This is a genomic window from Parasphingorhabdus sp. (assembly GCF_036963705.1).
Taxonomy (GTDB): Bacteria; Pseudomonadota; Alphaproteobacteria; order Sphingomonadales; family Sphingomonadaceae; genus Parasphingorhabdus.
On the sequence record NZ_JBALUT010000015.1, the window covers coordinates 43,025 to 58,850 of the forward strand.

Below are 15,826 nucleotides of genomic sequence, written 5' to 3' on the forward strand. Positions count from 1 at the left end.
ATTTATTTTGCACTGGCAATGGAGAGGCATTTTGGTAAGATACTGCCAAAGTTCAATCTTTTGGGTCGCGCTAAAGCCGGACAGATAGCTGAACCGGATCGCAAAAATGTATGAGGGTGCATTTGGTCGGGGAAAGCATAAGGGGGGAAGCAAGCGCGTGGCGGACAAGTTTCGAGTAGTAATTATAGGATCCGGACCAGCGGGCATGAGTGCCGCTGGGCGCGCCGCACAGCTGAAGCTGAAACATGTATTGCTCGAGAAGACCGATCATCTCTCTGACACCATCTATAAATATCAAAAGGGCAAGCATGTCATGGCGACGCCGAGCCAATTGGTTCTGCGTTCCGATATGGATTTTGATGCCGGCAAGCGCGAAGCCATTCTCGGCACGTGGGACCAGCAAACCGCCGACCATGGCGTCAATGTCATGTATCAGGCCGAGCCAGTCAAAATCGAAGGCGAAGAGGGCAATTTCACCATCAGCCTGAAAAACGGTGAGACGGTGCAGACCGAAACCATCGTCATGGCGATCGGAACCCAGGGCAATCCAAATCTAATGCGCTGCCCCGGCGGTGACAACAAGCTGGTGCAATATCAGCTCGACGATCCCGGCGAATATTATGATGAACATATTACGGTCATCGGCTCAGGCGACGCAGGTATCGAAAATGCGCTGGGTCTTGCCGCCGACGCGGCGCAGAACAATGTCGTCACCATCCTCAACCGCTCGGCAGAATTTGCCCGGGCCAAGAAAGCGAATGTCAAACTGCTGATGGAAGCAGGCGAGCAGGGCAAGGTGATGATCCGCAACGAGACCACACCGGCCGAGGTCAAGGATGGCGAGCTGGTGCTCGAAACCCGCGACGGGCAGGAAGTGATCAAATGCGACCGGATCATCGCGCGCATGGGCAGCGCGCCGCCGCGCAAATTCGTCGAAGATTGCGGGATCGAGTTTACCAGCGAGGACCGCGAGGCCTATCCCAAATTGTCGCCGGCGTTCGAGAGCACCAAGAAGGGTATTTATGTCATCGGCGCGCTTGCCGGCTATCCGCTGATCAAACACTGTATGAACCAGGGCTATGATGTTATCGAGTTCATCAACGGCAACAGCGACCTGAAACCCGCCGATGAGCCGATCCTCGAAGCGAAATTTGCCAGCCTGCCACAACGCCGTCCGGTCGACGAATGGCTCGAATTCTTCCGTTCCAATGTGACCATCCTCAACGACCTGTCGCCGCTGCAAATGCGCGAATTCATGCTCGACAGCGAGCCGCAAAGCTATCGCCGGGGCGAGGTGATTTTCGAGAAAAGTGATCCGGGAAGCTCCCTGTTCGCCATAGCCGAAGGCTCGGTCGCGGTTGAGATAAACCCGGATGATCCCTCGATTACCGTGCCGATCGAACAGGGCTCGATCTTCGGTGAAGTCGGTCTGATTTCCGGTCGCCGCCGCGGCGCGACGATCAAGGCTGCTGAAGATGTGATTGTGGTCGAAATCTCGCGCACCGCAGCGCTCAAATTGCAGGCATCGGTCCCCGCCGCCAAACGGCGGATCACCCAGATATCCACCGAGCGCCAATTGCTGCAAATGTTCGGGTCGGGGCTGACCAAGGAAGATATTGTCGAGGTTGTCGAGTCCAGCGAGATTATCAATGTCCGCGCTGGCGAGGCGATTATCGAGGAAGGCGGCGAGGGCAATGACATCTACGTCATTCGCGTCGGCTCGATGGTGGTCGAGAAAGAGATTGGCGGCAAGCCGGTGTTCCTTTCCTATCTGCCTGCCGGTTCCTATGTCGGTGAAATGACGCTGATTGCCGGCGGCTATCGCACCGCGACCGTCAAGGCCGCGATCAAGTCGGAGGTTATCAAGATCAACGGCGATGCGTTCAAGAAAGTGCTCGATGCCCACCCCGATCTGATGCGCAAGGCGAAGAAGGAAATGGCCGCGCGCCAAGATATCAACGCCTTTGTCGAAGCGAAAAAGGACAGTTTCTCGGGTGTTGTCGACATGTATTCGGGGATCGCCAATTTCCTCGTCGACAATGGTATTGGCGAAGCAACCGACGTGCTGCTGATCGACGAAAATCTATGCGTCGGTTGTGACAATTGCGAGAAAGCCTGCGCCGACAGCCATGAAGGCCTGTCGCGGCTCGACCGCGAGGCGGGGCGCACTTATGCGCATCTTCATGTGCCGACCAGCTGCCGCCATTGCGAACATCCGCATTGCATGTCCGATTGCCCGCCAGACGCGATCCATCGCGGACCCGATGGCGAGGTGTTTATCGACGACACCTGCATCGGCTGCGGCAATTGCCAGCGCTATTGCCCTTATGGCGTGATCCGGATGGACAAGGTGCCGCCGAAGAAGCCGGGCATATTGAACTGGCTGCTGTTCGGTTTTGGTCCTGGCCCCGGCGAGCCCGACAAGAAATGGGTTTCCGACCATAGCGATCTGGCGGTCGAGAAGCCGAAAAAGGCGATCAAATGCGATATGTGTGCCGGTATCAGCGGTGGCCCCGCCTGTGTCCGGGCTTGCCCGACCGGTGCGGCGATCCGGGTGGCTCCGGAGGAATTCCTTACCGTCTCCAAACTTGAAGCGGAGGATGTGTGATGGCGGTTCTTTCTGCAAACCTTCTAACTCGTCCGTCCCTGAACACCGTTCGTCCTGAGCCTGTCGAAGGACAGCTGGCAAGACGCCATGCTTCGACAAGCTCAGCACGAACGGTAACAATAGAAGCTGAACCCGTCGCGCCGGGAGGGGTTGTTTAATGGCCAGCCAAGCAGCGCCCGCCAAGTCCGGCCGCAAGAAAGTGGTGATGCATGACGGTTTCCTCCGCCATGCCGGTTTCCGCTGGCTGAAAATTTCATCGGCGATCATGCTGATCTGCATCGTCAGCTATATGTTCATCGACGTGTCGCCACGCCACAATGGTGGCAGCTGGTACGGCTATACGCTAGGCACAATCGGCGCATTGCTGATTCTCTGGCTGACGATGCTAGGCGTACGCAAGCGGGCGATGACGTCGGGCCAATGGTCGCTCAAGGCCTGGACATCGGCGCATATCTATCTCGGGCTGAGCCTGATCGTGATCGGTACGCTCCACACCGGTTTCCAGCTTGGCTGGAACATCCATACCGCCGCCTATGTGTTCATGATGATCGTCATCATTTCCGGCATCGTCGGTATCTATTTTTACGTGACCATCCCCAAGGCTTTATCCGACAATCGCGACGAGATGACCGAGACAGAGATGCTCGAGAATCTCCGTTCACTCGACCGGCAGTTGCATGAATCGGCGCAGCCCCTGTCGGGGGAACATGCGGCTCTGGTGCTGCAATCGCTCGAACAGGATCCGTTCGGCGGCGGCTTCTTCCGTCGGATTTCCGGAAAATATCCCGATTGTGCGACCCGTCAGGCGCAAGGAGATCTGCGTCGTGAGCGTGCCTATCAACCGAAAATGGGCGGCGATGATCCGCTCGACAAGGTCGATGCGCTACTCGAGAAAAAGGAAGCGACCTTGGCCCGCGTGCGGCGCCATCTGAAGCTCAAGGCAATGCTGCAAGTCTGGTTGTTCGTCCATGTTCCGATGACCTTCGCGCTGATCGCCTCGCTCACCGCGCATATCATCAGCGTCTTTTTTTACTGGTAGGATGGAGAGCCAAACATGACCTTCATAGTACGCCAGATCGCGACCACAGCAGACGGACGGGAAATTATCCGGTCTAACCCGTTCCCGGCCAGCGAAATCGGTATCGGCCGCAGTACAACCAACGCGATCCATTTGCCCGATCTTGCGGTCAATCCGGACCATGCAACCATCAGCAAGCGCGATGACGGTCAGATCATTGTCGAAAGCACCTCGGGCCAGAATTTCACGCTTGACGGCAAGCACCGGATTTCGGTCACCATCGATCCGTCCGCCGGCGCCGAGCTCGGCTTTGGCGGCCATGTCATCGTCGTCAGCGAAGAGGGCGAGGATATTGTCCTGACCGTCAAGCGGGTCGAGGCCTTGTCTGATTCCGCCGAAACGCGCAGCGAATCTACTCTTTATACACTCAAGGGTCTGTTGCCGGGGAAACGGCTCACTGCCTGGGGTTTTATCGCTCTGGTGCTGGCGGCGTTTCTGGTCTGGCCGATCTACACCTGGGCGACCTGGCGCGGGGTCGAGGAACGGCCCGACCAGTTCCACGCCGATACCATGTGGTCAACCGGCGCGTTGAGCAAAGCCCATCACGGGCTAGAGAAAGACTGTCAGGCCTGTCACGTCGATGCTTTTGTCACCGTCACGGACAATACCTGCCTGACTTGTCATGAAGACGATGCCCATGACCATGCGGCCAAGCCGCGCCTGCTGACCGCTCGCGGCGGTCCGGAGGGGCTGGAGAAAATCGGCGCTGCGTTTGCGTCTGCTTTCAACAAACCACCGGGCAGGTGTGTCGAATGTCACAGCGAGCATGAAGGCGGCGGTGCTATGCAGCCTACTGCGCAAAAATTCTGTGCGGATTGCCACAATGGGATGGATGGACGTTTGACCGACACGAAACTGGAAAACGCATCGGACTTCGGGATTGAACATCCGCAGTTCAGGCCGGCCGTTCTGGTGTCGCCTGGCGGCAAGAATCCGGAGCGCAAACGGATATCGCTCGATGAGAAGCCGACCGAATATAATGGCTTGAAATTCCCGCATGACGTGCATTTGTCAAAGACCGGCGGTGTCGCGCAAATGGGCCGCAGACTGTCGAAAGAATTTGGCTTTGGTTCATCGCTCGCTTGCAAGGATTGCCACACGGTCGATCCCAAGGGCGTGCGCTTTGAACCGGTCGATATGAAAGAGGACTGCAGCATGTGCCATAGTCTCGCCTTTGACGAGATTGGCGGCACGGTCCGGACCTTGCGACACGGGGAACCGGCGATGGTTCAGGCTGATCTCAGGGCTTATTATCGCTCCACCCGCCCGAACCGTCCGATCAATCTCGGCGGGATGAAACGCCGCCGCCCAGGCGAGAGCAATGATGTCCGCGTCGCCAGCGATTATGCCCGCGCCGTCCAGTTCCGTCCGAGCCGCGCCAATCTCGCGATCAATCAGGTATTCTCTCGCGGAGGCGCCTGTTTCGACTGTCATGGGGTTACCCCGCCGACCGCTCGCGGACGGGTCGATTATGGCATCAAGCCGGTGACCCAGACCGATCGCTATATGGAAAAAGGCTGGTTCAGCCATGATGCCCATAATGACGAGACATGCACGAGCTGCCACAATGCGACTACATCCAAGGCTGCCGACGATCTGCTGTTGCCCGGGATCAAGACCTGCCGCGAATGTCATGGCGGGGAATTCCAGAAATCTTCCGACGTGCCGTCGTCATGCGCCATGTGCCATGACTATCACGCCGACGATGGTGCGCCCTGGCTGGTCAGGGACCAGAAAAAAGACAAACAAGTGAAGCCGGAGAAGCAGATTGCCGGTCAGTAGGGCCACAACAAATAGGGGAGGTCGCCCATGTTGATGGCGCAGATCACGGATATTCATCTGGGTTTCGATCCGGATAATCCAGCGGAATTTAACCGCAAGCGTCTTGATCAGGCGATCAAGACGATATGCGACATGAAACCGCAGCCCGATCTATTGCTGGCCACCGGCGATCTTGTTGACCGCGGTGATCTGGAAAGCTACCGGCGGCTTGAAAACGCTCTTTCGGGGGTGCCATTTCCGACCTACATGTGTCTCGGCAATCATGATTTGCGCGCGCCGTTCTCCAAGCAATTTCCGAATGTTCCGACGGTTGAGGGCTTTGTCCAATATGAGGTCGACACACCGGAATTGCGGCTGCTGTTTCTCGACACGCTGGAGGAGGGCAGGCATGGCGGTGCCTTCTGCGAGGCCCGGGCTAAATGGCTGTCGGAGCGGCTTGCGGAGAATGAAGACAAGCCGACAATACTGGTTCTGCACCACCCACCGGTCGAAAGCGGCATCGACTGGATGAACACCCATCCCGACGAGCCCTGGGTTGCTCGGCTCGCCGATGCAGTAGCCGGTCACGATAATGTAAAGGGCATGATCACCGGACATTTGCATCGCAATATCTCGACCTGGTGGCGCGATATCAGTCTGGCAATTTGCGCCTCTACTGCGCCGCAAGTGGCGCTGGATCTCAATCCGATCGATCCGGAAAATCCCGATGGCCGCAACATGATCGTCGCCGACGCGCCATCGATCGCTTTGCATTACTGGAACGGGCGCCAGCTGGTCAGCCATTTCGAGACCGCCGAAGAGCATGTCCTGCTCGCTCGCTACGACGAAAATCTCCAGCCTCTGGTCCGTGCTTTGCTCGCCGAAAGACCGAAATAACCGGTTTTTTCGATGCTGTTCATCGTCGGGACACGGTCGTTCGTCTAATAAGTGATTTCTAACGCAACCTTTTTTGCGTTTCCGCTTCGCTTTGGCTAGACCATCTCCAACAGCGCCTCATGCGCTTCAGGTAGACGCGCGAGAGCGGTCTGATATTTGGAGAAACACTAATGCGATTCACGATTTCCAGCCGAAAAATCTTTCTGGGCGTTTCCAGCGCCGCGCTTATCGGCGCGACCGCGACGCCCGCTTTCGCCGACCACCATGGGAAAAAAATGACCACAGCTGAACTGAACAAAATGAGCGCCAATCAATCCGCCCCAAGCGCGGCAAGCGACAATAGCATCCTGCAAAAATGGACAGGTCCTTATGATGGCGTGCCGCCGTGGGATGAAGTCAAAGTCGCCGATTTTCCGGCCGCCTTCCAGCAGACGATGGACAAGATCCAGGCCGAAGTAAACGCGATCCGAGACAATCCGGCCCCTGCGACCTTTGAAAATTTCACCGTGCCGATGGAACTGGTCGGTAATGAAGCCAATGACCTGTTCGCGATCTGGGGCGTGCACAGCAGCAACCTTTCCAACGACCAGGTTCGCGAAATCCAGGGCGAATGGTTGCCGAAAGTCTCCGCTTTCTTCGACCAGTTGACCCTCGATCCCAAATTGCTCGCCAAGACCAAAGCGGTCTATGACAATCGCGCTTCCGCTGGCCTCGATGCCCAGCAGACCCGTCTGGTCGAACGCAATTACGAGCAGCTCGTCCGCGATGGCGCTCTGCTCGACGGCGCGAAAAAAGAAACGCTGATCGCCTACAATACCGAATTGTCGAAGGCGTTTAACGACTTTTCCAACAAGGTATTGGCCGATGAGGAAACCTTCATCTTCCTGACCGACGAAGCCGATCTGGCTGGCCTGCCGGACAGTTTTGTCTCCTCGCTGAAAGCTGCGGCGGAAGAGCAGGGCAAGACCGGCTGGGCGCTGAAAAACACCCGTTCGGTGATGCAGCCCTTCCTGCAGAACTCGACCCGTCGCGATCTGCGCGAGAAGGTTTACAACGCCTATATCAACCGCGGCGACAATGGTGACAAGAATGACACCAACGCGACCATCGCCAAAATCCTGAAGCTGCGCGCCGACCGCGCCAAGCTACTCGGTTTCAAGACCCACGCCCATTATCGCATGGCCGACACGATGGCCAAGGAACCGGAAGCGGCGATGGACCTGATGATGAAGGTCTGGCCAGCCGCCGTCGCGCGCGTCGGTGAAGAAGTCGCTGACATGCAGGAAATAGCCGATGCCCAAGGCGCTGGTATCACCATCGCGCCGTGGGATTATCGCTATTATGCGGAAAAGGTCCGCAAGGCGAAATATGACCTCGATTCCGCCGAGATCAAACCCTATTTCCAGCTCGACAAGATGATGGACGCGCTGTTCGATGCCGCCGGCAAACTCTATGGCATGACCTTCACCGAAACTACCGGCAGCATTCCTGTGTTCGATCCCGAAGTTCGCACTTTTGAAGTCAAACGCGGCGACAAGGTTATTGGCGTCCAGTTTTTCGACAATTTCGCCCGCAACGGCAAACGCTCCGGCGCGTGGATGACTACCTACAAGGACAGTTACAAGCTGGGTGGCAAAAACGAATATACCATATCGTCGAACAACAATAATTTCGTCAAGGGCGGCGACGGCGAGCCGACTTTGATCAGCCTCGATGATGCCACGACCTTGTTCCACGAATTCGGTCACGCGCTGCATTATCTCAACTATGACATCACCTATCCCGGCCTCGCGGGCACCCCGCGCGACTTTGTCGAATATCCGAGCCAGGTGAACGAGAATTGGCTGATGACGCCTTATATCCTCTCGACCTACGCCACCCATTACAAGACCGGCGAGCCGATCCCGAAGGAACTGGTCGACAAGATTCAGGCGTCAAAAACCTTCAACGAGGGTTTCTCGACGGTGGAATATCTGTCCTCGGCGATCGTCGACATGAAGCTGCACAATCGTGAGGAAGCGATCACCGACCCCGACAAGTTCGAGCGCGAGACATTGACCGCAATCGGCATGCCGAAAGAGATCGTCATGCGGCACCGCCTGCCACAGTTTAATCACCTCTTCTCGTCGGACGCCTATTCGGCCGGCTATTACAGCTATCTCTGGTCGGAAACGATGGACGCCGACACCTGGGCCGCCTTTGAAGAAGCCGGCGATGTGTGGGACAAGGAAACCGCGGAACGTTTCCGCTCGATCCTGCTGGCGACCGGCAACGAAACCGACCGCAAGGAAGCCTACCGCAAATTCCGCGGCCGCGATCCCGAGGTCAAATATATCCTCAAGAAGCGCGGCTTTCCTGTACCGGGTGAATGAGGCTGAGGGCGACGCGGTGAATTGAGCCGCTGTTGTCTGGATGAAGTTAGGAGAGGGGAGTGCGGTTGTGCTCCCCTTTTTTATGTGACGGCATTCAGTGCCTGTGGCTACTCTGGAGCCGGCCACACATGCACCAATGTGCAGCTACTATCAAAACCACCCCGAAGCCAGTCCCACATGGCAGCAATATATCGGCTCTGAACCCGAAGCGCTGTCTACGCCTTTTCCCTCGCAGCTTATGGAGATGGTGGACGCACAGGCGGTTCGCGGTAGGCCATCTCCCAAAACAAAAAAAGGGCGCGCCGTCCAATGAACGGCGCGCCCTTCTGTTGCTAGCCTAGCTCCAACTTAAAAGCGGAAACCAACGCCCGCGACCACTTGATGGCGGTCGAGGTCGACGCCGATTTCATTGTTATCGTTGAACAATGTGTCGTTATATTTGAGCGAGCTATAGTTGGAATAGCGATACTCGAGTTTGACATAGGCACCGGAACCGTTGCCGGATTTGCCGGATCCGATCAGCTGCTCGACGCCCGCGCCGAGGCGGTAGCCGTCAACCTGCTGGCTGTCGTCGAAGTTCAGGTCAACGCCATCGGCTTCGGCCCGGTCCTGGAAGCGGGATTCGACTGCGGTGTTGGTATAACCGCCCTTGGCGTAGAGCAGAGTGGTCGGGGTGACCTTCGCACCGATACGCGCGCCGATATAGAGATCGCGCTTCAGGTTGATGCGATAGCCGAACGGCGCGTTGACGTCTTCATCGCCTTCCTGACGGCCGGTCGAATCCATATATTCGCCTTCGAGGCCGAGAACGACCGGGCCGGCATCAATGTCATAGCCGAGAGCCACGCCATAAGCGAAGCCGTCGACCGACTGGTCGAGAGTGTTATTCTCGAAAATGCCGTCATTGTCGGTGTCGACGTCAACGTCGCTTCCCGAGCGTAGCGTGTCATAGCCGCCAAGGATTTCAGCGCGTGGGCCGGTGAAGGTGGAGTCGGACTGGGCGGCTGCGGGTGTGGCAACGGCAAAGGCACCGACGACGGAGGAAAGGATCAGGGGGGTGATCATGGGGGATTTCATAATATTACTCCAATTAACTAAATGTGGAACGAGGACGTTCCGGCGGTGCCCGCTATGATTGCGGGCTTATCGTCGATCCATGGCTAAATACTGGGCGTCATTGATCGACGAGTAGGGTGAACGGTCCACAGGCCAATGTCGTTCCATCACAAATCGGATAAATTTCGATAAAGTCGAAAAGTTGCAAAAATAGCACGTTTTGGCGGTTGGACGGACCGTCGAGGGCGACAGGTTCTGCTGTGCAATGTCTCTTTCCTACAGACGGCGGTTGCGCTTATGTTAGGCATCGCGATGAGCCTGTCCTGCCTCTTCCCCCTTGATTGTCAGCGCTTCGCTGCGGGCAATTCCAAAGATTACACTAGGCAGGGCTTTGGCCTTGGTGAAAGCGCTGAATTACGGGGTTTTGAGGCAAAGATTACAGAAAATAAAAATGCCGGTCTCTGTAAAGTTTCGCCAGAATTTCGTTCTTGCCATGGCGAACCTGCTATATTCGGCGCAATCCATCATCGCTTGACCGGCTTCCGATATATTGACAGGTTGCAGGTCGCCACTCGAGAGGAGCCCCGCCATGACTATCGCCGCTGTCCGCACGCCCGAAGATCGTTTTGCCGATATCCCGGACTTTGATTTTCCGCTATATTATGCCGACGATCTGCCGGGCTATGAAGGGCTGCGCGCGGCCTGGGTCGATACCGGGCCAGCGGATGCAGAGAAGACTTTTCTCTGTCTGCACGGCGAGCCGAGCTGGTCGTTCCTTTATCGCAAGATGATCCCGCATTTCACCGCCACCGGCGCGCGGGGCGTCTGTCCCGATTTCTTCGGCTTTGGCCGGTCCGACAAGCCGACCGATTTCGCCACTTACACGTTCGACTTTCACCGCGACCATATCCTGGCGCTGGTCGAGCGACTGGATCTGAAAAATATCACCCTGGTGGTGCAGGACTGGGGCGGGCTGATCGGCCTGACCCTGCCGGTCGACGAGGCCTTCAAGGCGCGGCTGTCGCGGCTGATCATCATGAACACCGCTCTGGGCCTCGGCACCGGTGCGGGCGACGGCTTCAACGCGTGGAAAGAATATGCGCTGACCACACCGGTGTTCGACGCCGGCGAGATTATCGCGCGCGGTACGCCGCAAATGACCGAGGCGGAAACGGCGGCCTATAATGCGCCTTATCCTGATTCCAGCTATCAGGGCGGGGCTCGGACTTTCCCGGCGCTGGTGCCGGTATCGCCCGACATGGACGGCGTCGCGGTCAGCAAACAGGCAGCGGCTTTCTGGAGCGGCGAATTCACGGGGCCCAGCTTCATGGCGATCGGCGGCTCCGATCCGGTGCTTGGTCCGCCGGTGATGAACATGATGCGCGGCCTGATCAACGGCTGTCCCGAGCCTTTGCTGATCGAGGAAGCGGGACATTTCGTGCAGGAATGGGGTGATGTGGTCGCACCGGCGGCGTTGAAGTCGTTCGGGGATATTTGAGGGCGGAGAGGAGTCGGTTATCCGTTCGTGGTGAGCCTGTCGAACCATGCTTCTAGACGAGAGACGTCCTTCGACAAGCTCAGGACGAACGGAACCAGCCCCCGTTCATCAAGCGCAGAATGAACGGCAACCAAACCCGTTCGTCCTGAGCCTGTCGAAGGACCCTCCGGTCGAACGGCGCCGCTAGCTTTGCTGACCTCGGGCCCGGCAAACGCGAGCCGAACGGCAAGGATTGATCGAGACTGTCCTACACCGGCAAGATCAGCTATAGTCCGGCAAAAGACAAGATGGTCGCATGTATCGGTTCCTGAATATGGGAGAAGCATCATGCCGCAATATTATTATCTCAAATATGTCCCCAAAAGCGACCGGGCGCGGGTTGTCGGCAATCTCGAGCGTCTGATCGGCCAGCTCGACCGGGAAGTGCCGGACAAGGACAGCGAGCAGACCTTGTTGCTCGCGACCTGGAATATCCGCAATTTCGGCAAGGTCAGAAGGCTACCGGAAAGCCTGATGTATATCGCCGAGATATTGTCGCGCTTCGACTTTGTCGCGGTGCAGGAAGTGGTCGATCTCGACGACTGGCGCGCGGTGATGGACCGGCTCGGGCCGGACTATGATTTCATTGCCTCGGACAAGACCCATCACAAGCTGGGCAGCGGCGGTGAGCGGCTGCTCTATCTCTATGACAAGCGCAAGGTGCGGTTCCAGAATATCGCCGGTGAAATCGTCCTGCCGACCGACATGCTGATCACCGATGATACGGCGGGAGAGGGGGGAGAGCTGTTCCAGGGCAAGCAGTTCCGGCGATCACCGTTTATCACCGCTTTCCAATCCGGCTGGTTCAAGTTCGATATTTGCACCGTCCATCTTTTCTACGGCTCCTCTTCGGGATCGAAATTGCAGCAAAGGGTGCAGGAAATCGACCGCGTTGCAGACTATTTCGGCGATCGGGCCGAACAGGCGCAAAAGGAAGGCCGGTCGCTGATCTTGCTGGGTGATTTCAATATCGTTCACCCGGATCATGAAACGATGACGGCGCTGAAACGGCACGGCTTTCGGATTCCCAACGCGCTCAACCGGCCATCCAATCTGGATCTCACAAAATATTATGACCAGATCGCGTTCATGACCGATGATGACACATTGAACTTCATCGACCGCCAGACCGACGATCCGAAGAAAGCCAATGCCGGGATTTTCGAGATTTACAAGTCGGTGTTCCGCGATGGTGACACGCTCGAATATGAAAGCGAGCTGCGCAAGAAGGCCGGCGGCAAGGACAAGCAGGGTGCTGCGCTGACCAAATATTACAAGGGAAACTGGCGCACTTATCAGCTGTCCGACCACAAACCGATGTGGGTGCGGATCAAGTCAAATGCGGCAGCTTCCTATCTGGCGGGTTTGAAATCAGACTGAGCCCGAGTGGGGTCAGGCCGCCATCGCGGTTTTGCTGAAATGCTCGGTAAAACGCGGCTGCATCGGCTGACTGGCAACCATCGCCAGCGGCAAAGCAGTCTCGCAATGCGCGCATTCCGCACTGAACCGGCCGACATGCCAGCTTGATTTGCCGCAACCGGGGCAGCGGTTGACAATATCGAGATGATAGAGCGGCTGATAGCCGCGCTGGCTCCCCTGTTCGGCCAATGGTTGAACAGGCTGATTGATGAATGATCTAGGAGATAAGTACATCGTTTCTTCCTTCCTTGATTGTGCCAAACTTACTTCGATTACTTCGCACCAAATCGCATTTCGTTGCTTTACCAGCGATGAACCGTTCGTTTTGGTAGATGAAATGATATCTGGTTCGTTCAAAATCGATAGGAGTAATTCGACATCTTCCGGTGATTATCGTCACAGTCGTGGTCAACTGTCTGATTTTGAGCAGGAATAATTTACCGGGTGAGTCCCGAAATGAGCCAGGGGATTAATGGAGAGGGTTGAAGGACAATGTTAACCGGCGCCCCCGATCGACCTGTGAACGAATCAACTGCTCTCCCGCTCGATTCACCATCCCGTTCCCTGAACCGCGCGGGGCGCTTATTATGTGCCCAGTTTTCGCCACGCGAGATCGGCAAATTCGCATAACAAGGGCCGTGTCTCGCGCGGATCGATGATGTCCTCGACGCTGAACTGCTCGGCGGTGCGGAAGGGCGAGGTGACCTTGTCGAGCTTCGCCTTGATCTCGGCGAGCCGCGCGGCCGGATCTTCGGCGCTTTCGATATCGCTCTTGTAAGCGACCTCCAGGCCGCCAGCGATCGGCAGCGATCCCCAGTCGCCCGAGGGCCAGGCAAAGCGATATTGGAAATTCTCGGCATTGCTCATCGCGCTGCCGGCAATACCATAGGCGCGGCGAACGATGACGCTGGCCCATGGCACGGTCGCTCTATACACCGCGTTCATCGCCTGCACGCCATAGCGGATGGTGCCGGTGCGCTCGGCTTCGCCGCCGATCATGAAGCCGGGATTGTCCACCAGATGGACGACCGGCAGATGGAATTGTTGGGCCAGCTTGACGAAGCGTTCGACCTTTTCGGATGATTTTGCCTCCCATGATCCACCCAGAAAAGACGGATCATTGGCCAGTACAGCAACCGGCCAGCCGTCGAGCCGGGCAAAGGCGGTAATCGCGGCGCGGCCCCAGCGCTTGCCCATTTCGAATACCGAGCCTTCGTCAAACACCGATGTCATGATCTTGCGCATCGAATAGACCTGCTTGTCGGCGCGCGGAACGGCGGAGAGCAGGCTTTCGTCCTTGCGGTCGACGGGGTCCCAGTTTTCGGTGCGGGCGGACAGCTGGTTCACATTGCTCGGCAGGTAAGACAGGAATTTGCGAGCCGTCAGGAAAGCCTCGGCTTCGCTGGCCACCTCTTCGTCGATCACGCCGTTGGTGGTATGAATGTCCGATCCGCCCAATTGCTCCTTGCTGAGATCATCGCCGATCGCGGCAGCGACCGCAGGGCCAGCGGCGAATATCTGGGATAGTCCCTTGACCATGATCGAATAATGGCTGGCGACGGTACGCGCCGCGCCCATGCCCGCGGTCGGACCGAGCGCCAGTGCCACCACCGGCACCGTGTCTTGGTTCTTGATAATATCTTCCCAGCCGGGGACCGCCGGAACATAGGTAAAGCCCATATCTTCCAGCGACTTGACTGAACCCCCACCGCCGGTGCCGTCGATCATCCGGATCATCGGAATGCCGAGCGTATGGGCCATTTTCTCGCACTGGGTGAATTTCCGGTGCAGCGCCGCATCGGCAGCGCCGCCGCGCACGGTGAAGTCATCGGCGGAGGCAACAACCGGCCGGCCTTCGATGTTGGCGCGGCCGAAAATCAGATTACTCGGAGCAAAATCCTCGAACGTCCCGTCTTCGGCATAAGTCCCGCGCCCTGCAATCTTGCCGATTTCGCGGAAGCTGTCCTCATCGACGATTCCCGCAATCCGCGCTCGTGCATCCAGCTTGCCGCGACCGTGCTGGCGAGAGACTTTTTCCTCCCCGCCCATTTTTTCTGCGAGCCGCTGGCGTTCCGCCAGTTCTTCAAGTTCGGGTTTCCATGTCATATTCGGGTCCGGTCATCTTTACAGTTACGGAGGTTTTTATTTTCTGCGACTTTTGGCTGGAGGCGGCAGAAAAATGCGGATCGCCTCCGGCCATATTGTCGTCGAGTGTAATCTTCCGAAAAGGCCGTCCCGACCAGACAATCTGATGCTGCGTCCATCATCCGGCCAACATAGCGCGATGGAGGGATGTAGGACAGGATCATCAGATGGTAGCCGGATGCGATATCATGGCAGGGGTTTAACCGACTGGTTAAGCTAGGGGAAGCAGCAAATTGGCTTGTGCGCCTGTGCAGAGGTGCAGAAGGTACATCCTCCCCAAAGCTGCGCTTCAGGGAGGAAACATTACGGCTCACTCATCCCCATAAATCGCCACACTCGCGTCACCCTCGCTGGTGGCTCTGCCGCGATACATGCCGGCGGTGTTGAAGCTGTAACCGGCCTGCCCCCATGGCGTCGCGTAGATGATCCCGCCGTCGCCGCCCAGTTCGCCCAGTTCTGCGATCACGTCATCGGCAATCTGCTGGATTTCCTCGTCGGACAGCTGGAATTCGCTGCCGTGTACGACATAAGTGTCATTGCCGTGGGCGTCTTTCGGCACTGCCAGTTGCGCTTCCCGGATCGCTTCGGGAAAACGCAACCGGATGCGCGCGCATATTTCATGGGCCACGCCGAGGCGGATGAAATATTCGCCCGATCCGGTCGCTGAAATCGCGCAGCTGCGGTTGTCGGCATAGGTGCCTGCGCCGATGATCGGACTGTCGCCGATCCGGCCCCAGCGCTTGCCGGTCATCCCGCCGGTTGATGTGCCCGCAGCCATATCGCCGCCGCGGTCCTGCGCCACCACTCCGACAGTGCCGAACTTATAGTCGACGTCGGCGGCGCTGATCTCCTTGGCGAGGACGGCCTCAATCTGTTGCAGCCGGTGCGGGGTAGCGTAATAATCCGGTGTCACCTGTTCCAGCCCCTGTTCGCGGCTGAACTGGTTGGCGCCT

General features: G+C 57.4%; 11 protein-coding genes. 7 read left to right on the forward strand and 4 right to left on the reverse strand.

Annotated features, from left to right (window positions below; genetic code table 11):
• Window positions 1-157: 157 nt before the first annotated feature.
• From V7680_RS05610 to V7680_RS05630, 5 genes are all read left to right on the forward strand, one after another.
• The gene (locus V7680_RS05610; RefSeq protein WP_335652303.1) at window positions 158-2,608 is read left to right on the forward strand and encodes a cyclic nucleotide-binding domain-containing protein; all 2,451 of its coding nucleotides are present in this window, start codon (window positions 158-160) and stop codon (window positions 2,606-2,608) included.
• Window positions 2,609-2,765: 157 nt separating this feature from the next.
• Window positions 2,766-3,647: a hypothetical protein gene (locus V7680_RS05615; protein ID WP_335652304.1), complete on the forward strand. Its 882-nt coding sequence runs from the start codon at window positions 2,766-2,768 to the stop codon at window positions 3,645-3,647.
• A 15-nt stretch (window positions 3,648-3,662) separates the two neighbouring features.
• Window positions 3,663-5,468, forward strand: coding sequence for a cytochrome c3 family protein (locus V7680_RS05620; protein WP_335652305.1), 1,806 nt, complete (start codon window positions 3,663-3,665; stop codon window positions 5,466-5,468).
• Window positions 5,469-5,495: 27 nt separating this feature from the next.
• Window positions 5,496-6,344: a phosphodiesterase gene (locus tag V7680_RS05625; protein ID WP_335652306.1), complete on the forward strand. Its 849-nt coding sequence runs from the start codon at window positions 5,496-5,498 to the stop codon at window positions 6,342-6,344.
• Between the two features lie 170 nt (window positions 6,345-6,514).
• Window positions 6,515-8,716 (forward strand): M3 family metallopeptidase, encoded by a 2,202-nt coding sequence (locus V7680_RS05630; RefSeq protein WP_335652307.1) that lies wholly within the window; start codon window positions 6,515-6,517, stop codon window positions 8,714-8,716.
• A gap of 348 nt (window positions 8,717-9,064) precedes the next feature.
• Here V7680_RS05630 and V7680_RS05635 read toward each other — a convergent pair whose 3' ends face one another.
• The gene (locus V7680_RS05635; protein ID WP_335652308.1) at window positions 9,065-9,793 is read right to left on the reverse strand and encodes an outer membrane protein; all 729 of its coding nucleotides are present in this window, start codon (window positions 9,791-9,793) and stop codon (window positions 9,065-9,067) included.
• Window positions 9,794-10,361: 568 nt separating this feature from the next.
• On the opposite strand from V7680_RS05635, the gene V7680_RS05640 reads away from it, so the two are divergent.
• Window positions 10,362-11,270, forward strand: coding sequence for a haloalkane dehalogenase (locus V7680_RS05640; RefSeq protein WP_335652309.1), 909 nt, complete (start codon window positions 10,362-10,364; stop codon window positions 11,268-11,270).
• 327 nt (window positions 11,271-11,597) lie between these two features.
• Entirely contained in the window at window positions 11,598-12,689 is a 1,092-nt protein-coding gene (locus V7680_RS05645) for an endonuclease/exonuclease/phosphatase family protein (RefSeq protein ID WP_335652310.1), read from the forward strand.
• A gap of 12 nt (window positions 12,690-12,701) precedes the next feature.
• On the opposite strand, the gene V7680_RS05650 is transcribed toward V7680_RS05645, so the two are convergent.
• The 3 genes from V7680_RS05650 to V7680_RS05660 form a co-directional block, all read right to left on the reverse strand.
• The gene (locus tag V7680_RS05650) at window positions 12,702-13,085 is read right to left on the reverse strand and encodes a hypothetical protein (protein ID WP_335652311.1); all 384 of its coding nucleotides are present in this window, start codon (window positions 13,083-13,085) and stop codon (window positions 12,702-12,704) included.
• A 228-nt stretch (window positions 13,086-13,313) separates the two neighbouring features.
• Entirely contained in the window at window positions 13,314-14,834 is a 1,521-nt protein-coding gene (locus V7680_RS05655) for an acyl-CoA carboxylase subunit beta (protein ID WP_335652312.1), read from the reverse strand.
• A 349-nt stretch (window positions 14,835-15,183) separates the two neighbouring features.
• The coding region (locus tag V7680_RS05660; protein ID WP_335652313.1) for an isoaspartyl peptidase/L-asparaginase at window positions 15,184-15,826 on the reverse strand (643 nt) is incomplete at its 5' end.

Excerpts from the sequence above, each read along its gene's own strand:
- V7680_RS05615 (WP_335652304.1), top strand. The coding sequence starts at position 2,766 with ATGGCCAGCCAAGCAGCGCCCGCCAAGTCCGGCCGCAAGAAAGTGGTG.
- V7680_RS05620 (WP_335652305.1), top strand. The coding sequence starts at position 3,663 with ATGACCTTCATAGTACGCCAGATCGCGACCACAGCAGACGGACGGGAA.
- V7680_RS05625 (WP_335652306.1), top strand. The coding sequence starts at position 5,496 with ATGTTGATGGCGCAGATCACGGATATTCATCTGGGTTTCGATCCGGAT.
- V7680_RS05630 (WP_335652307.1), top strand. The coding sequence starts at position 6,515 with ATGCGATTCACGATTTCCAGCCGAAAAATCTTTCTGGGCGTTTCCAGC.
- V7680_RS05635 (WP_335652308.1), bottom strand. The coding sequence starts at position 9,793 with ATGAAATCCCCCATGATCACCCCCCTGATCCTTTCCTCCGTCGTCGGT.
- V7680_RS05640 (WP_335652309.1), top strand. The coding sequence starts at position 10,362 with ATGACTATCGCCGCTGTCCGCACGCCCGAAGATCGTTTTGCCGATATC.
- V7680_RS05645 (WP_335652310.1), top strand. The coding sequence starts at position 11,598 with ATGCCGCAATATTATTATCTCAAATATGTCCCCAAAAGCGACCGGGCG.
- V7680_RS05655 (WP_335652312.1), bottom strand. The coding sequence starts at position 14,834 with ATGACATGGAAACCCGAACTTGAAGAACTGGCGGAACGCCAGCGGCTC.